At 37.0% G+C, this 21,762-nt stretch carries 20 protein-coding genes; 9 read left to right on the top strand and 11 right to left on the bottom strand.

Annotated elements, in window-relative coordinates:
* Window positions 1–79: 79 nt before the first annotated feature.
* A complete protein-coding gene (locus tag ABU914_RS09340; protein WP_379669462.1) occupies window positions 80–1,213 on the bottom strand; it encodes a DUF445 domain-containing protein in 1,134 nt (377 codons plus the stop codon).
* A gap of 145 nt (window positions 1,214–1,358) precedes the next feature.
* On the opposite strand from ABU914_RS09340, the gene ABU914_RS09335 reads away from it, so the two are divergent.
* The 7 genes from ABU914_RS09335 to ABU914_RS09305 all read left to right on the top strand — a co-directional run bounded on the left by ABU914_RS09335 (window position 1,359) and on the right by ABU914_RS09305 (window position 8,186).
* Window positions 1,359–2,714: a YheC/YheD family endospore coat-associated protein gene (locus ABU914_RS09335; RefSeq protein WP_379669461.1), complete on the top strand. Its 1,356-nt coding sequence runs from the start codon at window positions 1,359–1,361 to the stop codon at window positions 2,712–2,714.
* A gap of 17 nt (window positions 2,715–2,731) precedes the next feature.
* Window positions 2,732–3,805, top strand: a complete 1,074-nt coding sequence (locus ABU914_RS09330; protein WP_379669460.1) for a YheC/YheD family endospore coat-associated protein — start codon at window positions 2,732–2,734, stop codon at window positions 3,803–3,805.
* Window positions 3,798–5,183 (top strand): YheC/YheD family endospore coat-associated protein, encoded by a 1,386-nt coding sequence (locus tag ABU914_RS09325; RefSeq protein ID WP_379669459.1) that lies wholly within the window; start codon window positions 3,798–3,800, stop codon window positions 5,181–5,183. Before ABU914_RS09330 ends, ABU914_RS09325 begins: the two co-directional genes overlap by 8 nt.
* Window positions 5,180–6,202 carry a YheC/YheD family endospore coat-associated protein gene (locus tag ABU914_RS09320; protein ID WP_379669458.1) on the top strand — a complete coding sequence of 341 codons (1,023 nt, stop codon included), beginning with the start codon at window positions 5,180–5,182 and terminating at the stop codon, window positions 6,200–6,202. Before ABU914_RS09325 ends, ABU914_RS09320 begins: the two co-directional genes overlap by 4 nt.
* A 131-nt stretch (window positions 6,203–6,333) precedes the next feature.
* Window positions 6,334–7,695, top strand: a complete 1,362-nt coding sequence (locus tag ABU914_RS09315; RefSeq protein WP_379669457.1) for a YjiH family protein — start codon at window positions 6,334–6,336, stop codon at window positions 7,693–7,695.
* A gap of 20 nt (window positions 7,696–7,715) precedes the next feature.
* The gene (locus tag ABU914_RS09310; RefSeq protein WP_379669456.1) at window positions 7,716–7,931 is read left to right on the top strand and encodes a DUF5342 family protein; all 216 of its coding nucleotides are present in this window, start codon (window positions 7,716–7,718) and stop codon (window positions 7,929–7,931) included.
* A 66-nt stretch (window positions 7,932–7,997) separates the two neighbouring features.
* Window positions 7,998–8,186, top strand: a complete 189-nt coding sequence (locus tag ABU914_RS09305; RefSeq protein ID WP_379669455.1) for a hypothetical protein — start codon at window positions 7,998–8,000, stop codon at window positions 8,184–8,186.
* 31 nt (window positions 8,187–8,217) lie between these two features.
* On the opposite strand, the gene ABU914_RS09300 is transcribed toward ABU914_RS09305, so the two are convergent.
* The 3 genes from ABU914_RS09300 to ABU914_RS09290 form a co-directional block, all read right to left on the bottom strand.
* Window positions 8,218–8,403 carry a hypothetical protein gene (locus ABU914_RS09300; protein ID WP_379669454.1) on the bottom strand — a complete coding sequence of 62 codons (186 nt, stop codon included), beginning with the start codon at window positions 8,401–8,403 and terminating at the stop codon, window positions 8,218–8,220.
* A gap of 153 nt (window positions 8,404–8,556) precedes the next feature.
* A complete protein-coding gene (locus ABU914_RS09295; protein WP_379669453.1) occupies window positions 8,557–8,763 on the bottom strand; it encodes an alpha/beta-type small acid-soluble spore protein in 207 nt (68 codons plus the stop codon).
* Window positions 8,764–8,924: 161 nt separating this feature from the next.
* A complete protein-coding gene (locus ABU914_RS09290) occupies window positions 8,925–10,280 on the bottom strand; it encodes a TrkH family potassium uptake protein (protein WP_379669452.1) in 1,356 nt (451 codons plus the stop codon).
* A gap of 408 nt (window positions 10,281–10,688) precedes the next feature.
* Here ABU914_RS09290 and ABU914_RS09285 point away from each other — a divergent pair, with 408 nt between their 5' ends.
* A complete protein-coding gene (locus ABU914_RS09285; RefSeq protein WP_379669451.1) occupies window positions 10,689–11,120 on the top strand; it encodes a PaaI family thioesterase in 432 nt (143 codons plus the stop codon).
* A gap of 106 nt (window positions 11,121–11,226) precedes the next feature.
* Here ABU914_RS09285 and ABU914_RS09280 read toward each other — a convergent pair whose 3' ends face one another.
* The 6 genes from ABU914_RS09280 to ABU914_RS09255 all read right to left on the bottom strand — a co-directional run bounded on the left by ABU914_RS09280 (window position 11,227) and on the right by ABU914_RS09255 (window position 19,028).
* A complete protein-coding gene (locus ABU914_RS09280) occupies window positions 11,227–12,630 on the bottom strand; it encodes a SpoVR family protein (RefSeq protein ID WP_379669450.1) in 1,404 nt (467 codons plus the stop codon).
* Between the two features lie 307 nt (window positions 12,631–12,937).
* Window positions 12,938–14,434 carry a glycerol kinase GlpK gene (gene glpK, locus ABU914_RS09275; protein WP_379669449.1) on the bottom strand — a complete coding sequence of 499 codons (1,497 nt, stop codon included), beginning with the start codon at window positions 14,432–14,434 and terminating at the stop codon, window positions 12,938–12,940.
* 112 nt (window positions 14,435–14,546) lie between these two features.
* The gene (locus ABU914_RS09270) at window positions 14,547–14,984 is read right to left on the bottom strand and encodes a CBS domain-containing protein (protein ID WP_379669448.1); all 438 of its coding nucleotides are present in this window, start codon (window positions 14,982–14,984) and stop codon (window positions 14,547–14,549) included.
* A gap of 73 nt (window positions 14,985–15,057) precedes the next feature.
* Complete coding sequence (gene yhbH / locus ABU914_RS09265; RefSeq protein WP_379669447.1) at window positions 15,058–16,230, bottom strand: sporulation protein YhbH; 1,173 nt, start codon at window positions 16,228–16,230, stop codon at window positions 15,058–15,060.
* A gap of 164 nt (window positions 16,231–16,394) precedes the next feature.
* Complete coding sequence (gene lepB / locus ABU914_RS09260; RefSeq protein WP_379669446.1) at window positions 16,395–16,949, bottom strand: signal peptidase I; 555 nt, start codon at window positions 16,947–16,949, stop codon at window positions 16,395–16,397.
* A 183-nt stretch (window positions 16,950–17,132) separates the two neighbouring features.
* On the bottom strand, window positions 17,133–19,028 hold the full coding sequence (locus ABU914_RS09255) for a PrkA family serine protein kinase (protein WP_379669445.1): 1,896 nt from the start codon (window positions 19,026–19,028) through the stop codon (window positions 17,133–17,135).
* A gap of 236 nt (window positions 19,029–19,264) precedes the next feature.
* On the opposite strand from ABU914_RS09255, the gene ABU914_RS09250 reads away from it, so the two are divergent.
* Window positions 19,265–21,157, top strand: a complete 1,893-nt coding sequence (locus ABU914_RS09250; protein ID WP_379669444.1) for a transglycosylase domain-containing protein — start codon at window positions 19,265–19,267, stop codon at window positions 21,155–21,157.
* Here ABU914_RS09250 and ABU914_RS09245 read toward each other — a convergent pair.
* A partial coding sequence (locus ABU914_RS09245; RefSeq protein WP_379669443.1) for a DUF5366 family protein occupies window positions 21,154–21,762 on the bottom strand: 609 nt, incomplete at its 5' end. The genes ABU914_RS09250 and ABU914_RS09245 overlap by 4 nt on opposite strands.

The following is a 21,762-nucleotide window of genomic DNA, read 5'->3' as shown; positions in this document are numbered from 1 at the left end:
ATATAATTTATGCACACAACATAGTTATCGGCTTATTAACATGTTTGTTAAGTGATTAAAAAAAATAAGAAAATTGTTATTATAAAAACAAAAACATAATCCCTTGCGTTGCACCAATCACCCCACCGAGCAATGCTCCTAAATACGTAATCATTTTAAATTCTCGGCTTGAAATTGTTAGAACAATTTCTTCCACTCGTTGTAAAGGAAATGATTCAACTTGAGTTTTTACAATGTCCTCTAAACGTAGTTTTTCCATCACCGTTTCAATTTTGGATACAGCAAAATTCCGTATGTTTATAACAAGTCTAGGAACTATCGTTTCAAGGATCGTTTCTTTTTGCTCAGCCAAAATTTCTCCAAGCGGACGATTAAAAAATTGTGTGACGTTAAGATTTTTTCTTATTTGGTCTTTCAGCCAATTTAATAGTGCGTCATAATTGATTTTTTCGTCAAAATCACTGATCGCTTTTTGTTGAATGTTAGACCATTCTTTCCTTACGATTTCTTCAAATAATATACGTGTCGTCGGCTGACTAAAAAATTTTACGATTTCAGGCTGAACTTTTTTCATAATGCTTTCATTGCCTAAAAACATTTTCACCATGTTTCCGAGCGTCCCTTTATCAGCTAAAAATCGGTCAATAAGATGACCGACTTTATCCTTTCCTTCCTCACTTTCAATATACGCAATCGCTTTTGTACAAACGATATCGATCAAAACCGGAATGTTTTCATCAATATAGTCCTGAAATTCTCGAGGTATAATATGAACGATTTGTTTGGTCTTTACACGACTAATCGCATGCCAATACTTTTCCTCAAGTTTATTTAAAATGAACTGCTCTACTTTTTCATGAGCACGTTCAATGCTCAACGATTGAGTTAAATTTAGCAATGTTTCTTCACGATCTAAAAAACGTGATACTTCTTTTCTCGCTAATTCATTTAGCTCGTCTACAAATTGCTCTTCGTGCAATTTCGCTGTTAACCCGTCAGCAGTAAGTAAATGTTCGACCACAACTTGACCAAGTTTTTCAGCGATGTCTTTATGTCGCTTTGGAATCAGACCGGGTGTAAACGGCAATCGCCATTTCCCAATATAAACGGGATGCAATGGACGAAAAAGCATTTTTATCGCAAAAAAGTTTGTGATTCCCCCTATGAGTGCACCGACAACAATTAAAATAAAAAAACGAAAGACAATATCCATTTAGCATCTACCTTTTCCAAAAATTACGAGATGTTCTCCAATGCAAGAATACTTTATCACAACATGAAGAAGATGTACATAGTATACGATATCAGCGTTTGCCTATATCAATTCTTCCAAAAATATGCAAGAGAGAGGGAAGAATATGCACATGAAAACGATTGTGAAATCGTTGGATCATCAATCTGATCCTTATCAGATTAGACTTCCACAATCTGTCTATACACGGGTAAAACGTGATGAACCGTTACAGTTCACGTTCGGCCAACATTCTGTTTTCGTTCGTGTTCATGCTGGAAAAGATGTGTTAGAAATAAGTGAACATATCGCATCCGAGCTATTCATTCCGTTTGAGGAAAGACCGTTCTTATTACAATACAACTTAGAAAAAAAAGAAATAAAATTAGGCCCTGTCATCGCGCTGTTAGCGAGTAAAAGCAACCAACTATCTCCATACGAGCCGTTCGGGGCAATGACATCATTTTTTAAAGAATTGGCACGATATTGTATACAAAAGGGGATATTTTTCTACGTTATACCACTGCAATCTAAACATCATGAATCTCATATACTTGGATATCGCTGGACAATGAAACAATGGGTGAAAGGAGCAATGCCACTTCCAGACGTCATCTACAATCGAATCTCATCACGAAAACTAGAAAAAAGCGACGAAGCGAATATGTTATTTACACGTTTTCGCAATCAGCGAATCCCAATCTTTAATGAACGGTTTTTAAATAAGTGGGAAATATTCAATGCGTTGCAACACGAGCCTGTTCTCATTCCACACCTTCCAAAAACAGTCTTATATCAAAAAGCTTCTGATCTTGATGCTATGTTGCAAAAATATACAGTCATTTTTGCAAAACCGATAACAGGCAGTCTTGGACGTGGAATCGTAAAAATCACCCATGAAAATGGCAAATATACGCTACATTTTTCAAACCAATCATCTGAACATCACGTACAATTTAATCTTTTACATCTTCTACGTAACGTCATTCCAATTTTAAAGCGGCAACCGTACATCCTTCAGCAAGGCATTAAATCATTAACATATAACGGACAGCCGACGGATTTTCGAATCTTATGTAATAAAGATCGAACGGGCGTATGGAAAGTGACTTCGATCGTAGGACGACGCTCCGCAAATGAACGGTTCGTCTCGAACGTTGCCATGGGCGGTTCGCTTCATCGTCCTAAACAAATTTTATCGTCTTCATTCAATCAACACGAAAGTCACGCCATTCTCAACTTGCTCGTTGAGCTATCCTTGCACTGTGTAAAAACGATCGAACAGCAATTGGACGGTACATTCGGGGAGTTTGGTATTGATCTAATGATCGATGAATTCGGCAAGCCGTGGATACTAGAAATGAATACGAAACCATCAAAAACGGAAGAAAGTAACATCGTTGAAAGTGGGCATAAGATTAAACGTTCGACGAAAGCGCTTATTCAATTTGCGGCTTCGTTAGCTGGATTTGAAATCCATTGAGAGGCAAGTGACAGCGTATGATTTCACTCGGCATTTTAACGTTGCATCCACAATTAGAATCAAATTATTTTACAACGATCGCGAAACAAAGCAAAAAATATAATATTATCGTCTTTCGTTTTCACCCGCTTCAGTGGGATCCTGGAACAAATGAGGTAAAAGGGGAAATGTTCGACCATTTTTTTCATAAATGGCTACAATGCACGTTTCCGCTACCTGATTTTATATACGACCGTTGTTACTATACGCATAAGCAAAATGTAAACGAATTTGCTACTGTTAAAATGCTCAAAAAGGAAACAACATTTCTTTCAATCGGATTACCAAACAAATGGTCTGTTTACAAAGTGATGAAAAACCATCATATTCTTGCACCATTTTTACCAAAAACTGAAAAAATCACGTGTGTTGTAGACGTAATAAACAAACTTAATCATAAAAAAAAGCTTGTTTTAAAGCCAATTCGAGGGGCCCATGGGAAAGGAATTTTCTTTTTATCAAAAACGACCAAGGATCACATTGTCATCCAAACACATGTACATGGGCAGAAGAAAACGGGTATGTTCTCAAAAAAACAATTCAGCCATTGGCTTCACAATTTTAACGTTACAAACAACTATATTGTTCAATCATTTTTACGGTTAACAAATTTTGAAGGCGAACCTTTTGATATCCGCATCCTTGTTCAAAAAAATGAAACTGGGGATTGGCAAGAAACAGGACGTGGCATTCGTCTTGGAAAAAAAGGTAACTTCGTATCAAACCTTCATAACGGCGGAAAGACGAAAAATTTTCACGAGTGGATTCGAGACGTTCCTATGAACGAGAGGAACGAAGTGATGAAACAGTTACACATCATCGTTTCAACAATCCCCCCTTTTCTTGATAAACAGTTTGGTCCATTATACGAAATGGGAATTGATGTCGGGATGGACCAAACAGGAAAATGTTGGGTGCTTGAAGTGAATTCAAAACCAGGATACCGAACGATTTTAAAGTCTTTAAAAAACAAAGACTTTTATGAAAACCCTCTTCGGTACTGTCTTTATTTACATCGATTCAAATCGAAAGGAGTTACGAACGATGAATGAATTAGAAAAACCGATTCTCCTTAAAAAGTGCTACAATTCAAAACACATTTTATCACTTCCACTACATTTTTATGAACAACTGAACAAAACAGAAAATGTGCCAACCGAACTAACTTTTGGTACCAATATCGCTAACGTTCGAGTGAGACCACATGCTTCGAGTGAATTCGTTTGCGAGCTTTCTGCAAATATATGGGATCAGTTATGTCTTCCTTTTGAATCTCGCATCCGTTTGTATATAAAAGACAGACAACTGCATATTGGGCCGTTAATCGGTATTTTTACGGCAGGATTTTTGAACAATCATCATCGGCCCGTTGGAGAACGATCACTTTTGTTTGCGCAATATTTGACGACAGCTACGAAAATGGGAGGCTATTTTTTTATTTTTGGTTCTCACGTCATAGACTGGGTCCATGGTGTGATTTCTGGTTTTTTTTATACGAAAAGTGGCTGGCAACAACATAAAATTCCGTTCCCTCACGTCGTTTATGACAGAATTCCCAATCGTAAAGCTGAACAATTACCATCACTGCAAGCGATAAAAAAACGAATGCAAACAAATTATTGCATTCCGTGGTTTAATTCTGGATTCTTTAACAAGTGGACGATTTATGAAAAATTATTACAGAACGACAACGTAAACTGCTACTTACCAAAAACGAATATAAATCCGTCGCTCACAACAATTGAAGAATTGCTCAATCAATATAAACATGTATACATCAAACCAACAAACGGTAGCCTTGGGATCGGGATTTATCACATTATTAAACGTGAAAAAGATGCACTTTATTATTGCCGCTTTCAACATGAAAACAAAACGGTTATCAAACGTTACGATTCATTAACAGATCTTTTTAATACGCATTTTCGAGCAGATGAACGTTCAGATCTCGTTGTACAACAAGGCATTTCCTTAATGAAAGTGAATAATAGACCACTTGATTTTCGAATTCATACGAACAAAAATATGAACGGTCAATGGCAAGTTTCGGCCATCGCTGCAAAAGTTTCTGGTCACAATTGTGTGACAACCCATCTTGCCTATGGTGGAAGTGTAAAAACGATCAAAGAACTCATTCAAAAGAACGAATCGTTCCGACCGTATATTCGTAAATTGCAAAACGCTGCGTTGCTCCTAAGCGAAGCGCTAGAAGAAAAAATTGATGGGATTCATGGAGAATTTGGCTTTGACATGGGTATTGACGTACAAGGACACATTTGGATGTTTGAAGCAAATTCAAAACCTGGTCGCGCAATTTTTATTCATCCTAATTTAAAAAAAGAAGATATCATAACGAGGAAAATGCCGTTCGAGTTCGGAACATATTTAACTGAAACGATCATAACGAAACCGGAGAGCGTACTTACATGACGGAACATAAGCTACTTGTAGGAATCCTTTCTGGCGATCGAAAACAAAAGGGATTTAGCGGCGATGAAACCTTTTTCCGAAACATTCAAGATGAATTAACGACTCGAGGTGGGAAATGCTTCGTATTTACCCCATTAGGAATCCAAGAAAAAACGATTGAAGGCTTTGTTTTTGAAAATAACGGCTGGAAAAAAAAGACGTTTCCTTACCCCTCTGTCGTCTACAACCGGCTGCCTTCACAAAAAGCTGAAAAAAAATTAAATGCTTTTTTTAAAAGACTTCAACAAGATCACATACCATATTTTAATCCACGCTTTATCGATAAATGGGAAATGTATGAACGATTAGTAAACGTCCAAAAATTAGATATTCACTTACCACGTACCGAAATACTGACAGATTCTGAAAAAGCTTTTACGTTTTTAAAAAAGCATTCATTTATTTATGTTAAACCGATTAACGGAAAAACAGGGAATGGTATCGTTACGTTAATGTATCAAGACGAGAACAACATTGTGTTAAAAACACAGTCACACTCTAAAATCATAACAAGTCGCGATGTTTACCATTTCTTTTCCACATTAATTCGGCAATCACAAACAGGTTTTATTTTGCAGCAAGGAATTACTTTAAACGAATGGAATGAACAAAAATATGATTTTCGCATCCTTCTCCTAAAGCCTCACATAGAGTGGAAAGTTATCGGCATTGGCGTTCGAGCTACAAACATTAACAACATTACGACTCATACACTTCGTGGAGGAACAATCCTCCCGTTAGATCGTATTCGCCCAAAAGTAAATGTAAAAAAACTTACGATCATAGTCGAGCAAATCGTTACCGAACTAAACAGATTATTCCCAACATTTAAAGAATGTTCGCTCGATATCGGAAGAGATGAAGATGGGAACTTTTGGTTGTTTGAAATGAATACAAAACCGATGTCATTTGATGAGCAAGACATTGAAAGAAAAAGAATTGTTGAACTTGTCAATGCGTTTCAAACGGTAACAAAATGAGATACACTTGGTTTCAACATACTAAGAAACCAAGTTTTCATTTTATAATTATACATATTCCTGTATAATATACTTCAGATAAAAACGATGATATTCTATCGTAGCCATTAGGAGAAAGGTGAAGAGAACATATGGAGAAAATGAAAAACTTTCATCCGACAGTAAGTGATTATTTCAAATTCATTCTCCCTTCGATAGTCGGTATCTTTTTATTCATTGTTCCGATTAAATATAATGGCAGTGTTACACTTCCTATTGCTTTTTTAGCAAATTGGCTTTCTGACGTTCTTGCAGAAAGTCTTCCAGTGATCACAGTAAGTATTTTTGTCGTGATCGTCTTGTTTACGATATTAACTAAGGTTATAAAACCCGCATTAATTATGAAAAACGAATTTTTCAAAGGGTTGTTCGATGTTCGTCCAATTTGGATTATTGCACGAATTTTTAGTATGATCTTTGCAGTCCTAACATTATTCGAATGGGGACCTGCATTTATATGGTCTGAAAATACTGGTGCGATTGCGCTTTATGATCTTTCGGCTTTTTTACTCGTAATCTTTTTGTTCGCTGGCTTGTTTTTACCATTGCTTCTCGATTTCGGATTGCTTGAATTTTTTGGGGCATTGATGACAAAAATCATGCGTCCACTGTTCACACTTCCTGGTCGTTCAGCAATCGATAGTTTAGCTTCATGGATTGGCGACGGGACGATCGGTGTTTTGTTAACGAGTAAGCAATATGAACAAGGTTACTATACGAAACGTGAAGCTGCTGTTATCGGAACGACATTTTCCCTCGTCTCGATTACATTTAGTATCGTTATTCTTTCGTATGTTGATTTAGAACATCTTTTCTTGCAATATTATTTAACAATTATCGTTACCGGGTTAGCATGTGCCATTATTATGCCACGCATTCCTCCACTTTCAAGAAAGCCTGATACGTATTACGAACCTGTCGGCAAACAAGTCGATGAATCAATACCTGAAGGGATATCTACTGTACAATGGGGACTTCGTCTTGCGACAATGCGTGCACGGTTAAACAATGGAATTGCAACGATATTCAAAAACGGTGTGAAAAATGTTCTTGATATGTGGATCAGTGTGATCCCAATCGTTATGACGATTGCCACATTAGCAAACATTCTTTCCGAATATACTTCTATTTTCACTTATTTAGGCGCTCCTTTTGTACCGATATTATCACTTCTACAAATCCCAGAAGCAGCGGCAGCAGCTCAAACGATGGTTATCGGCTTTGCTGATATGCTATTACCAGCAATTATCGGAAATGGAGTCGTTGAAAGTGAATTTACGAAATTTATAATTGCTAGTGTATCAGTCACACAGTTAATTTATATGTCTGAAGTTGGAGCATTACTTTTAAGTTCAAAACTTCCGGTAAAATTTGTCGACTTAGTCATCATCTTTTTCGAACGTACACTCATTTCATTACCAATTATCGTATTGATGGCTCACATTTTACTTTAAGCGATGAAGGAGGAGTAACAATGTTTGCACACTTTCAATTTAAAGAAATTGCAACGAAGCGAAGATTGCAAAAAGCTTACGAATTTTCTTTTTTTCATCAAGGACAACATTATCGTGGATATTATCATCCGAATGGGAAAATTGATTGGTATGAACCCGAACCTTCGAACGAACTTATCGATAAATTTCAAACCCAAGTACACGAATTAATGCTTTTTCACGTTTATGAAAAATAATTTCTTGACAGTTGACCATAATAACATTAATCGTTTCAAAGTAATCGTTTGAAAGGAGTAATGTTAATGGAGAAACGAGAAAAAGATGATCTATTATATGAAGGACGAAACAAAGCTTACATTGATATTGATCGAATGTTAAATGAAGGTATGGCTGGTGGCACAGTGCCGAGTGAAGGCAACACACAAATCGGACAAGCGATTGACCTTGAAGAGGAAGAGCCACCGCGACAAACGAATGAAAATCAAAAATAATAGATAACCCGGGCCTCACGCTCGGGTTTCCTCATATATATGTTTGCTCTTGAATAGCAATCACTTTTTGAATTTCACAATGGGAACAGTGAAACAAATGAAGGCACTTATGCTTCTCAATTGAATAACTTAGACCATCAACACATTTTAACGTTTGGATATCTTCATACGGGCTATATTCGTCTAAATAATCAACTATTTTCCCTAAATCATTCATTGAATTATGGCACTTCTCACAACGAACTACTTCATCACATCCTAATAAATTACAAAGCAGACATACATCATTCACACATATGACTTCCTTTCTTTTATCAAGGTAAAGAAGGAGCGGGTTCCCGCTCCTTCACAGCCATGGTTTATGAAATTATTATTGTTGTTGAAAACCTTGCATTTGTTGTTGTGCAAAAGATACGAGACGCTTCGTAATTTCTCCACCAACTGAACCGTTAGCACGAGAAGTAGTGTCAGGACCGAGGTTTACACCAAACTCTTGTGCAATTTCATACTTCATTTGGTCGATTGCTTGTTGAGCACCTTGAACTAAAAGCTGGTTGCTGTTGCTGTTGTTTGCCATGATGTATCACCTCCTTTGTACACCTAGTTTGTGACATTCATGTGCTCTTATGTATTTTCGTGCATTCCAATTATTAGAAGCCTAACCAATGAATTTATCTATTCATATCAACAAATAAAAAGAGATTGGTCATGTATCAAAAACAATTACTTGCTTACCGTTTAGCCAATAATCACTCGTTCTTTCGGATAATGATATTTTTCCGTTACCCCTTTTCCTCTCATCAAAAAAATTAATGTAACGAGACCAATTCTTCCAATAAACATTAATAGCATGATAACAATTTTCCCTAATGTGCTTAAATCTGGCGTAATTCCTAATGATAAACCACATGTCCCAAACGCAGAAGCTACTTCAAACATGATTTCAGTGAGTGTAAAAGGCTCAGTAAAAGATAAAATGATAACAGCACTTACAAACAATATGATGGCGACAGCTGCTACAACAAATGCTTTCATTATGTCTTCTTCATGAACTTCCCGATGAAACACTTTAATCGAGCGCCTTCCTTTTGCAAAAAAGTAAATCGCAAGTAATATTATTGCAAAGGTCGTCGTACGAATTCCGCCACCGACACTACTTGGGGAAGCACCAATAAACATCAATGCCGCTAAAACTAATTTTGTTGCGAGTGTAAATTCACCAACATCAACTGTTGACAGACCAGCACTCCGTGATGTGACTGATTGGAAAAGGGAGCTAAACAGACGTTCATGCCACACCTTATCCATAAAAAAATAATTTTTCTCAAGCATTAATATAAGTAAAAAACCAACAGCGATCAAAATGAAATAAGTTGTAGTCGTTAATTTCGTAAAGAGCGAAAAACGATACGAAAATGCATTTTTCCGTTTATGTTGAAAAAAACGCTTCACTTCAATTAAAACGGGAAATCCAATTGCTCCTAAAATGATAAGAGTCATATGTATGAACTGTACAAAATAGTCTTGAGCGAACGGAATTAGTGATTGGCCAGTAATATCAAATCCTGTATTTGTTGTTGCACTAATTGTCGCAAATAAAGCGTGGTAATACGCTTCTTTCGCAGTCGAAAAATACGTTAAATAATATGTACCGAGAATTAAAAAACCGATGAACTCAATTAGTAAAATAAGAAACAGAATTTGCTTCATTAAATCTACAAGTCCCGCTAACGTAGACTGGTTATGATCAGCCATAATAAGTTGCCTTTCTTTCAAGCCAATTTTTTTCCCGAAAATTAACCATAAAAATGTACTCATCGTCATCAAGCCGATCCCACCAATTTGAATGACGATTAAAATGACAAATGTACCCGCAAGACTAAACGTATCTGCAATCGAAACAACAGTTAGTCCTGTTACACTAACAGCACTAACAGCCGTAAATATCCCGTCCATCATACTAAAATCCACACCTGGCTTATGAGCGTATGGTAAACTTAATAAAAGTGCAGAAACTGCTACCGCGGTAAAATAAAAAAGCACGAGCAATTGAAACGGTGATAAATCCGTTTTTCGTTTGCGAACATAAGGCATTGCGCCTTCCCTTCTTTCCCTAAGTCGTTGTTCTAAAAGTTTAGAGGCGTTCTGGATGTGAAGCTTTTAAGCTTATTTATATTGTCGTCAAGCACACATCCTTTTGTACAAAATCGTGGCTCAGAACTGCTTTTCCACGCCCTTGGTTCTCACTACATCTTTTTTTGATAAATAATTCCTATAAAGTACCATTATAAATCCTGATAAGGAATTGGACAACGCGTGTTTATGAGAACTCAGTTAAAATAAGGATGAACGAAATGCTGTCCTCAATATATCAACCTTTCGCCAGGTGTCCATGTGCCCGCAGAAAGCGACTTATGTATTTCCAAACATTTACCGCACAGTTTATTCAACTGCGAGAATTAAACAACATAAAAAAGAAATCAAAGGGAGAAGACAGAAAAGATGGATAAACAACAATTTATGACACACGTAGAACACGCATACGACACAAAAGAAATTGGACCAGAGAATGTATTTTTATTTAAATTTCTTCAATTTGAATTTTCATATGACGATGAAAATAAAACGTGTACGATTACGTGTCCAGTAACGGAACCAATGCTTAATCCTGCAGGCATCATCCACGGTGGAATATTAACGTACCTTGCAGACACAGCAATGGGTCATTTAAACGGAAGGACAAAAGATGTCCCTTACGTAACCCTCGAAATGAAGACTTCTTTTTTAAAAGCATCCAATACAGGAAATCTAACGGCAACAGCTCGTTACATAAGAGATGGATACAAAGTTTGCTTTATGGAGTGTGAAATAATAAACGAACAAGGGGAACTTATGAGTGTAACAAACGGTACATTTTATCGTTTTGAGAAGTAAAGCTTATCAACTGACAAGCTTTAAATCGCTTCTATGAACCGGTATACTTGCTTATAGTAAATAAGTTTAAAAAAGATGTTCTCACAATCGAGAACATCTTTTTGCCCTATAAATACCTGCGAAATACTTTTTTTCCGTCACAAGAAAATAAGACACGTTTTTCATCAACTACTGTTTCGAGATGAACGGTTCTGCCCCACAACTGATGAACATAAGGTAAAACATTTTCCAAATAAGGTAAATCAAGTTCAGTACCTTCATAATGATGGCGTAAATACAATTCTCCGTTCCGTAAGTAATCTCCATCTGTCACAGTAATGTACGGAAATCCTCCGTTAATACGTTGTGCAATCAAGTTGTCACGCACATCTTCAAATTCTTTATGCGTAATTTTATATTCTCTTCCTTTTCTTTCAAATACATACAAATCTTCCTTCTCAACGAGTTCCTTCGTTAAATAATTACGTATAAATGATTGATCCGACTCAATCTCACGAACTTCAAAAATTTTTTCCCTACCTGTATTTGGTTTTACACCATGTTTGATCATGTCCTCCGTTGGATTATTGTACCGTTCTTCAATATCTTCAAACATTTTCAAACCTAAAAAATACGGATTAATAGACGTTTTCGACGGTTGAATCACATTCGCATTTAACGATGAAAATTCTATCGCTTCATCGGTCGTCAAATCCATTTCTCGTAAAATTCTCTGATGCCAATACGTCGCCCAACCTTCATTCATAATTTTTGTCTCAAGCTGTGGCCAAAAGTAAAGCATCTCTTCACGCATCATCGTTAAAATGTCCCGTTGCCATTCATCGAGCTCACGGCTAAATTCTTGAATGAAAAGAAGCACATCTTTTTCTGGATAGGGTGGAATTTTTTTTCTTTTCGGTTTTATTTCTTTATCTTCCCTATTGAAATCATCTAAACCCCACAAGTCGTCGTAAGGTGTATTTTTTTGAATTGATTCTTCGATTTCTTCATATTGTTCATATTGAAGCGTTGGTCCCATCAATGACGGATCAATATGCTCTTGAATCGATAAAACGGCGTCTAAAAATTTCTCAACCTCTTCTTTACCATGTACCATCTCATAATGAGCAACCCGCTCTGCTGTTGCCGTCATACTTTCAACCATGTCGCGTCGTGTCTTTGAAAAACGCACGTTATTTTTAAAAAAGTCACAATGTGCAAGGACGTGAGCAACGATTAATTTATTCTGAATTAAACTGTTCGTATCAAGTAAAAACGCATAACATGGATTTGAATTAATAACAAGCTCATAAATTTTGCTTAAACCTAAGTCGTATTGCAACTTCATTTTATGAAACTGTTTCCCGAAGCTCCAGTGAGAAAAACGAGTCGGCATTCCGTATGCACCAAACGTATACAAAATATCAGCTGGACAAATTTCATAGCGCATTGGAAAAAAGTCAAGGCCAAATCCTTTCGCAATTTCTGTAATTTCATCAATCGCACGATTTAGCTCTTTTAGTTCGCTCATGATGTCGTCTCCTTTTTAGAAAATGTTCAAAAAGTGCAGTAAATCCCTCGCGCATCTCTTTGTTAAAAACCTTTCCCATGTACTAGAACAATTTTATGATCTTCTGCTAAAAATGTGCACATCGTGATCACAACGCAGAAGTCAGCACATCCTGTGCAAGTCCTCCGGTTTTTTATTCCGTACCTCAATTTGCTTGCGTCTTATTCCGCCCTTTTTGAACACACACTTTTATCTAATTACTTTATTTTATGATCGTACGACCGTTTCATGAACGACTTTCCAATTAGGACACACTTTAATCTAGTTTTTATTTAAACTGCATCGTCGCATAAATCGCTTTTTTCCAGCCTGTATATAAAGCATCTCGAGTTTCATTTGAAATCGTTGGCAAAAATGTTCTTTCAATCGCGAACTGTTCCACAAGCTCTTGTTTGTCTTTCCAAAATCCAACAGCAAGACCTGCTAGCATGGCTGCGCCAAAAGCAGTTGATTCATTCATTTTTGAACGCTCGACAGCAACATTTAGCAAATCACTTTGAAATTGCATAAGAAAGTTATTTTTTACAGCGCCACCGTCTACACGAAGTGCTTTTAACGTGATTCCAGAATCAGCTGTCATTGCATCGAGCACATCTTTCGTTTGGTATGCAAGTGATTCTAATGTTGCTCTGACGAAATGCTCTTTTTCCGTTCCGCGTGTAATTCCGAAAACCGCTCCTCTCGCTTCACTGTCCCAATATGGTGTTCCTAATCCAACGAATGCAGGAACGACATAGACCCCATTTGTTGACTCGACACGGTTTGCATATGTTTCACTTTCTTCAGAGGTGTTCAACATCCGTAGTCCATCACGAAGCCATTGGATCGCTGAACCGGCAACGAATATACTACCTTCAAGCGCATATTCAACCTCACCATCAAGTCCCCAAGCAATTGTTGTTAGCAATCCATGTTTGCTTCTTACCGCTTGTTTTCCAGTGTTCATTAACATAAAACAGCCTGTTCCATATGTATTTTTTGCCATGCCATTTTCAAAACAAGCCTGCCCAAACAAAGCAGCTTGCTGATCTCCAATTGCTGAGGAAATTGGAATTTCTTCACCGAAAAAATGTGATGGCACTGTTTTTGCATATATTTCTGAAGATGGTCTAACATTAGGGAGCATCGATTTTGGAATTGAAAACAAATGAAGCAATTCGTCATCCCATTGAAGTTCATGTATATTGTACAAAAGTGTACGTGAAGCATTCGTATAATCCGTAACATGTGCAGCACCACCGGATAATTTCCAAATAAGCCACGTGTCGATCGTTCCAAACAGCAAATGACCGTCGTCTGCAAGCTTTCCTGCTCCTTCAACGTGATCCAAAATCCACTTTACTTTCGTCGCGGAAAAATAAGCATCGATTAGTAAACCTGTTTTAGCACGTATTAACTCCTCATGTCCAGCTTGCTTTAACTCGTTACAAATCGGATCCGTTTGCCGAGATTGCCACACAATAGCGTTATAGATCGGGTCTCCCGTTCGTTTGTCCCAGACGACTGTCGTTTCACGCTGGTTTGTAATCCCAATCGCCGCAATTTCTTGAGGTTGAATATCTGAACGAATCGAAACAACTTCAGCCATAACCGCTAACGAACTACCCCAAATTTCTTGTGCGTCATGCTCAACCCAGCCTGGTTCTGGAAAATGTTGTGTAAATTCACGCTGAGAAATTCCTTCAATGTCTCCTTGTTGATTAAATAAAATGGCTCTCGTACTCGTCGTCCCTTGATCGAGCGCGAGCACATACTTTTTTTCCAAACAGACCGCCTCCCTTTTGTTTTTAATATAACGTAAAATCGAGAACTTTCACATAGTTGATATGATAGGTGCATAAAAAAGAGCGTTCCCTACGGAACGCCCAAAAAATTGCTTAATGTTGCGGTCGAGATGGTTTTGAAATATTTGTTAATGCTTCTTCTGCTTTAGAATCAAATTGTTCGTCAGTTGCCACATCGCCTAGTGAGACCATACCGACAATTTGATTGTTCTGCAGAACGGGAAGTCGCCGAATTTGTTTTTCTGACATGAGGCGAGCCGCCTCTTCTACTAGTGTTTCTGGCGTGACGCTAATGATTTCGTTCGTCATCACTTGTGAAACTGGCTGTTTTTCGTTCCCTCCATCGGCTGTTGAGCGAATCGTAATGTCACGGTCAGTCAACATCCCTACCACCTGGTTGTTTTCAACAACGGGGAGCGCACCGATGTTATTTTCATTCATGAGACGAGCTGCCTCTTCAATCGTTTGATTCGGTGATAAAGAAATAACGGATTCTGTCATAAGTTGTTGAACAGTTTGTTGTTGATGCATGATTATGCGACCTCCTTTCCCGCTTATTTTATCCTCGTTTGCAAGCTTTATTTTTCCTTTTTATAGCATTTCCCTACATTACACTGCTACTTGTTTTTTTGAAAAAACTTTTTAACGCGTAATAAACATCTTGCTTCTCTTTTAATACGTAATATTTAAATTTCGGATCGTCGATACCTTTATAAGCTGACATTAATGTGGAATGTCGACTGTACGCATTTACTTCACCATAACCAAACATGTTCGAAACATTCATAATTTCATTTACGAGCTGAAGACAGCGTTTGTTATCTGACGTTAAATTGTCACCATCGGAAAAATGAAACGGATAAATATTATATCGCTTCGGATCATATGAATCTTCAATAAGCTCTAATGCTTTATAATATGCAGATGAACAAATTGTACCACCGCTTTCACCTTTTGAAAAAAAAGATTCTTCTGTAACAACTTTTGCCTCAGTATGATGGGCGATAAATTCTATATCAACGGTTTCATATTTCGTACGCAAAAATCGGGTCATCCAGAAGAAAAAACTGCGTGCCATATATTTTTCCCAATTTCCCATCGATCCACTCGTATCCATCATTGCGATGACAACTGCTTTCGATTCAGGGCGAATAACATCATTCCATGTTTTAAAACGAAGATCATCATTATGGATCGGAGCAATCTGAGGTTTCCCACGTTGAGCATTCCGTTTAAGAGCTTCTAATATCGTCCGTTTTTTATCAATATTGCCAATGAGCCCTTTTTTTCGTACATCATTGAATTGAATGTCTTCCGTCACTAATTCTTGATCATCTTTTTGCTTTAAGTTCGGAAGTTCCAGTTCTTTAAAGAGAGCCTCTTCCAATTCAGCAAAGGAAACTTCCGTTTCATAGTAATCGTACCCAGGTTTATCGCCGGCCCCTTCACCTTTCCCTGCTTCCCCTTGTTGACCATAACTCGCTGGTTCGCGTGCAACTACGTCACCGACTTGACTGTCTCCACCGCCTTGCCCTACATGCTTTGTTTTATTAAAATTGTAACGAATTTTAAACTCATCTAATGAACGAATCGGAATTTTCACGATACCATGTCCATTTGACAATATAATGTTTTCTTCAGTTATCAAATCAGGTAAGTTTTTCTTTAGCGCATCTTTCACTTTTTCCATATGGCGTTCCTGATCTTGAAAACCTTTTCGATGGAGGGACCAGTTTTCCTTGGAGACGACAAAATTGTTTTGATTCATTTCCCGCATGACATCCCCTCCTTAATGTTTTAATTGCAAAAGATAGCTTCTTTTCAACTATCTTATGCACGGAAAAGTTGATTATTGCAAAAGAAATAAAAACAAGGCTAAGTATACAGCCTTGTTTCAAAAGCGAACAACATAGCAGAGACAAAATTTAAACTGCCCAGTGTTTAATAAAAATTCATTTGAAGTCGATCGATCGGCCAGTAACGCAAATTAACGATGCCTACAATTTCTTCTTTGCTAATAAATCCGATGTGGCGACTATCATAACTGTGCCTACGATTATCACCAAGTACAAAATAATAATCTTTCGGAACGGTTGAACGACCTGTTTTATCTAGCAACGTAAAATTTTCTGTTAGTTGACCGTCGATTAGATCTGTTTTAAAATCGTCCAAGTACGGTTCATCTACTGCTTTACCATTAACATATAACTGATCGTTTTCATATTTAATCGTATCACCGGGAAGACCGATGACCCGTTTTATATAGTCTTCTTCTGAGTTTGCATGAAACACAATCAGATCGAACCGTTCCGGAGAACGAATTTCAACCTCAATTTTATTTACGATTAACCGATTGCCTTCTTCAATCGTTGGCATCATCGATTCACCGTTGACGATGTAATTTGCAAATAAATATTGCCGTACGAGCGCGACAATGATCAAAGCAATAAGTAAAGCTTTTAGCCAGTCGACAAAACGAACATTTTGATTCGGCATCATGCTCTCCCCATCGTTATAAATTAATGTGATTTTTAATCGTACGCTTTTTCTATAAAATAGCGACGTTAACATTTAGTTTTATTTTACATCCTATAGCTTGACGACACAATTCAGATGAGCCATACGATATGTTTATACTTTAACATGCTCTTACTCGTTGAACAACAAATAATTACTGGATTAACGATTAAGTAGGCTGCCAACATACCGAAGAAGTTCATTTGCCGACGTCGAGTTATACCCATAATCATCAATGAGGCGAGCAATAACTTCATTAATTTTCTTTAACTGTGATTCATCAGGGGTTTGCGATGACGTTGTAATTTTTACAACATCTTTTAAATCAGCGAAAAGTTTTTTCTGAATAGCTTCTCGCAACCGATCATGCGAATAGTAATCGAAACGTTTTCCCTTGCGTGCAAACGCAGAAATACGAATTAAAATTTCTTCTCGAAATGCTTTTTTCGCATTTTCTGAAATTCCAATTTGTTCTTCGATCGAGCGCATTAATTTTTCGTCAGGATTCATTTCTTCACCGGTTAACGGGTCTTTTAATTTGTTTTGATTACAAAACGCTTCAACGTTATCAAGATAATTTTCTAACAATGTTTTTGCTGATTCCTCATACGAGTAGACGAATGCTTTTTGCACTTCTTTTTTTGCAATTTCATCAAATTCGCGCCGTGCAATCGCAATATAATTCAAATATTTTTCTTTATCTTCTTCAGAAATGGATGGGTGTTGATCAAGTCCATCTTTAATCGAGCGCAACACATCTAGAGCATTAATTGACGGTGTTTCTTTCCGAATGATCGACGAAGAAATACGATTAATGACATAACGCGGATCGATGCCACTCATCCCTTCATCGGGAAATTCTGCTTTTAGCTCATCTACATCAACTTGATTAAAACCTTCAACGCTTTCTCCATCATAAAGCCGCATTTTTTTTACAGGATCGATGCCTTGTTTTTTTGATGGCTTCAACCTCGTTAAAATCGAAAAAATCGCTGCAACTCTTAGCGCATGGGGAGCAATATGAACATGAGACATGTCGCTTTCTTTAATCATTTTCTCATAAATGCGTTCCTCTTGGCTCACTTTCAAATTGTATGGAATAGGCATAACTATAATTCTCGAATGAAGCGCTTCATTTTTTTTGTTTGAAATAAACGAACGATATTCCGCTTCATTTGTGTGAGCAACAATCAATTCATCCGCACTAATGAGCGCAAAGCGTCCAGCTTTAAAGTTGCCTTCTTGTGTTAACGAAAGTAAATGCCAAAGGAATTTTTCATCACACTTTAACATTTCTTGAAACTCCATCATTCCTCGATTCGCTTTGTTTAACTCTCCGTCAAATCGATAAGCTCGCGGATCTGACTCTGAACCATATTCAGCAATCGTTGAAAAGTCAATACTACCTGTCAAATCTGCAATATCTTGTGACTTCGGGTCTGATGGGCTAAACGTACCAATTCCGACACGACGATCTTCATTGAAAAAAATTCGTTCGATTAACACATCTTCAATTTTCCCTCCGTACTCTTTTTCGAGCCTCATCGTATTGAGCGGAGACAAGCTTCCTTCAATACGGATGCCATATTCTTTATAAAAATCTTCGCGCAAATGCTGGGGAATGAGATGGAGAGGATCTTCATGCATTGGGCAACCTTTAATCGCATAAACCGCGCCTTCATCAGTTCGTGAATATCGTTCAAGACCGCGCTTTAGCATCGTCACAATTGTCGACTTTCCACCACTTACAGGACCCATTAATAACAAGATTCGTTTTCGCACATCTAACCGCTTTGCAGCCGGATGAAAATATTCTTCAACCAGTCTCTCAATCGCTTCTTCGAGTCCAAAAATTTCCTCATTAAAAAAACGATAATCGTTACGACCATCCTTTTTCTCAATACCAGCAGCTTTAATCATATTGTACACACGTGAATGAGCCGTTTGTGCAATCTCTGGTCTTTCTTTTAACAGCTCTAAATATTCGGTAAACGTTCCTTCCCACTTTAAACGATTTTCTTCTTCACGGTATTGTTTTACTTTATTTAAAATATCCATTGAATCACCCTCCATATTTGCTATCCATTTCACTAATAGAGGATGTTCAAAAAGTTCGGATCGTTGTCCTCCTTTTTGAACACGCACTGATAGTAAGCAGAACTTATCCATGTAAATGAGGGACCGGTGTATTTTACTTTTTATCATCGTATGCAGTAATCCGTAGCATGATTACAATACCTTTTCTCTAAAATCATTATCCCTTTCAGAATTTCGTGTTAAAATGAGGAAAGCAAATGAAGGAAAAGAGTGACCGTACTATGTTTAAAAAAACAGTCAGCTTTTCAATTATTTTTAGTTTATTCATTTTGTTTGTCTTTTCATTTATCGGTGTAACAAAAGAAGTGAAACAAACAAAAACGCCGAAACAATGGTGGAAAGATGAAATTCTACTTCATAACTTTCACATTGAAAACAACAGTCAATTTCTCGATAAAAATGGAGAGGTCTTTGAAGAGGTCTACTTAACAGAGCGACGAAAATATATTGAATATGAAGACATTCCGATAGATGTTATTCATGCGTTTGTCGCTGTTGAAGACCAATCATTTTTTACCCACCGTGGTGTGGATATCCGCGGTATAGGACGAGCGCTTTTAACAAATGCTGAACATGCCTCAATTGAAGAAGGCGGAAGTACAATTACTCAGCAGCTTGCACGCAATTTATTTTTAACGAACGAAAAAAAATATGAGCGAAAATTAAAAGAACTGCTCATTTCCTTTAAACTTGAAAAACAATATACAAAGGAAGAAATTATTGAATATTATATTAACAAAATTTATTTCCAAAATGGAGTATACGGGATCGAAGCAGCAAGCCACTACTATTTTGGAAAACAAAGCAACGAACTCTCGCTTGCGGAAATAGCTTTTTTAGTTGCGATCCCTAACAATCCGACATTATATAATCCAATAAAAAATATCGAAAAAACAAAAGAACGACAGAAGCACGTGTTAAAAAACATGTTAGCTAACAATTATATTTCAAAAAATGAGCATGACAAAGCAATAGCAGAAAAAGTAAACATACAAATCCAAAAACCAATCCATCAATATCCAGACTACACTGACTACGTTTATCGTGAATTCAAAGCGTTAGTTGCTGAAAAAGAAGGGTTTAAAAAGCAACTTCAGAAAGCAGAAACAGATGAAGAAAAACAAAAAATTCAAGAAAAATTACAGGAAAGAACAAATGAATGGCTGTACGTACGAGGAGTCCACGTTCATACTGCCCTTGATCCGAAACTACAGGTGAATGCTGTTCACACTGTCCAACATGTACTAAGTAATCTAGATGTCGAAGGTGCCGTCGTCATTATTAATCATAACGCCCATACGATACAAGCTGTTGTCGCTGGAAAGGATTTCAAAAGACAAACATTAAATTATGCCTACCAAATATATCGCCAACCAGGCTCAGCGATAAAACCATTGCTCGTATTTGCTCCATACATCGAAAAAACAGGTGCATCAACATCTCAACTCATCGATGCAAGCCGATTTTGCAAAGGTTCATTTTGTCCAAAAAATTACGGGAATGCGAACTATCATCGTGTTACAGTTGAGAAAGCTTTTATCTCTTCAATCAATACAGCAGCTGTTCGTCTCATGAACAATACTGGTGTCGAAGAAAGCTTCAACTATTTAAAACCTTTTCAATTTGAAAAAGCATTAAAAAGCGACAAAAATCTTGCAAGCGCAATCGGTGGATTTACGTACGGAGTAAGTCCAGCAGAACTTACGAAAGCCTATACCACCTTTGCAACTAACGGTACATTTACACAAAGCTATGCGATTCAAAAAGTGACAGATGCGAATGGAGAAACGCTGTTTCAATGGGAGAAAAAAACAACGCCCGTTTGGAGTAAAACAACGAACGACAAAATGCGTAAGTTGCTAAACAAAACGATTACGTCTGGTACTGCTAGGCGTGCATACGTCTCAAAAAATTACATCGGGGGAAAAACGGGCACGACGAACGATGTAAAAGATTTATGGTTTATCGGGCTAACTGATGACTATACTGCCGGAGTGTGGATTGGAAATCAAAACGGAAAATCTATATCACGCTACGAAAGTGCTCGGCCACATTTGCAAATTTGGAAAGAAATCATGCAAGTTAATTAAATGCTTAACGTTGCCAATATAGCATTATAAATACGTAAACCGATATACGAAACTAAAAAAACGAAAGCAGTCCAAAATAGTAAAATCATAATTACCATACCGAACATACTTCCAATCGTTAAAAAATCACTTACTTTAAATAGAAAAAATAAAAAATAAACGAAACAACTTATAAGAAAAATAATCGTCATCATAAGAAGCGATTGATTAAAAATAAGTGAAAACAAACTGCCAACGACAAAAACAATCGAACCAGAGCGAATTTTCATTAACACTTGACCTTCTTGATCTTTTGAAAAGAAAAAAAGTGCGAGCTCATTCACTGTATTGGCAATCAATTTTAACGCCGAAAAGAGCATAAAATAAAAAAGAGCTAGTAAAAATAACAAAGATAATTTTAACGACGTTTCTGAAAAAAATTCAAGTAATCCCGAGTACAATCCAAGCGTTTCAAGCCAATAAATCACTTTGTACACTGTATAAAGCGAAAATGAAAAGCTAAAAATAAGAATAGATAACAGCGGAAAATATAATGGACCCAAGATTTTAGACAGCAAGAAAGGATATGTTAAGGTAGGTTTATGAAACAAAAAAGGAAACGATAT

Origin of the sequence: Pueribacillus sp. YX66, assembly GCF_041725775.1 — a bacterium.
Classification (GTDB): domain Bacteria; phylum Bacillota; class Bacilli; order Bacillales; family UBA6769; genus Pueribacillus.
This window is presented reverse-complemented; position numbering and strand designations above follow the sequence as displayed.

Excerpts from the sequence above, each read along its gene's own strand:
- ABU914_RS09340 (WP_379669462.1), bottom strand. The coding sequence starts at position 1,213 with ATGGATATTGTCTTTCGTTTTTTTATTTTAATTGTTGTCGGTGCACTC.
- ABU914_RS09335 (WP_379669461.1), top strand. The coding sequence starts at position 1,359 with ATGCACATGAAAACGATTGTGAAATCGTTGGATCATCAATCTGATCCT.
- ABU914_RS09330 (WP_379669460.1), top strand. The coding sequence starts at position 2,732 with ATGATTTCACTCGGCATTTTAACGTTGCATCCACAATTAGAATCAAAT.
- ABU914_RS09325 (WP_379669459.1), top strand. The coding sequence starts at position 3,798 with ATGAATGAATTAGAAAAACCGATTCTCCTTAAAAAGTGCTACAATTCA.
- ABU914_RS09320 (WP_379669458.1), top strand. The coding sequence starts at position 5,180 with ATGACGGAACATAAGCTACTTGTAGGAATCCTTTCTGGCGATCGAAAA.
- ABU914_RS09315 (WP_379669457.1), top strand. The coding sequence starts at position 6,334 with ATGGAGAAAATGAAAAACTTTCATCCGACAGTAAGTGATTATTTCAAA.
- ABU914_RS09310 (WP_379669456.1), top strand. The coding sequence starts at position 7,716 with ATGTTTGCACACTTTCAATTTAAAGAAATTGCAACGAAGCGAAGATTG.
- ABU914_RS09305 (WP_379669455.1), top strand. The coding sequence starts at position 7,998 with ATGGAGAAACGAGAAAAAGATGATCTATTATATGAAGGACGAAACAAA.
- ABU914_RS09300 (WP_379669454.1), bottom strand. The coding sequence starts at position 8,403 with ATGAATGATTTAGGGAAAATAGTTGATTATTTAGACGAATATAGCCCG.
- ABU914_RS09295 (WP_379669453.1), bottom strand. The coding sequence starts at position 8,763 with ATGGCAAACAACAGCAACAGCAACCAGCTTTTAGTTCAAGGTGCTCAA.
- ABU914_RS09290 (WP_379669452.1), bottom strand. The coding sequence starts at position 10,280 with ATGCCTTATGTTCGCAAACGAAAAACGGATTTATCACCGTTTCAATTG.
- ABU914_RS09285 (WP_379669451.1), top strand. The coding sequence starts at position 10,689 with ATGGATAAACAACAATTTATGACACACGTAGAACACGCATACGACACA.
- ABU914_RS09280 (WP_379669450.1), bottom strand. The coding sequence starts at position 12,630 with ATGAGCGAACTAAAAGAGCTAAATCGTGCGATTGATGAAATTACAGAA.
- ABU914_RS09270 (WP_379669448.1), bottom strand. The coding sequence starts at position 14,984 with ATGCATCAACAACAAACTGTTCAACAACTTATGACAGAATCCGTTATT.
- yhbH (WP_379669447.1), bottom strand. The coding sequence starts at position 16,230 with ATGCGGGAAATGAATCAAAACAATTTTGTCGTCTCCAAGGAAAACTGG.
- lepB (WP_379669446.1), bottom strand. The coding sequence starts at position 16,949 with ATGCCGAATCAAAATGTTCGTTTTGTCGACTGGCTAAAAGCTTTACTT.
- ABU914_RS09255 (WP_379669445.1), bottom strand. The coding sequence starts at position 19,028 with ATGGATATTTTAAATAAAGTAAAACAATACCGTGAAGAAGAAAATCGT.
- ABU914_RS09250 (WP_379669444.1), top strand. The coding sequence starts at position 19,265 with ATGAAGGAAAAGAGTGACCGTACTATGTTTAAAAAAACAGTCAGCTTT.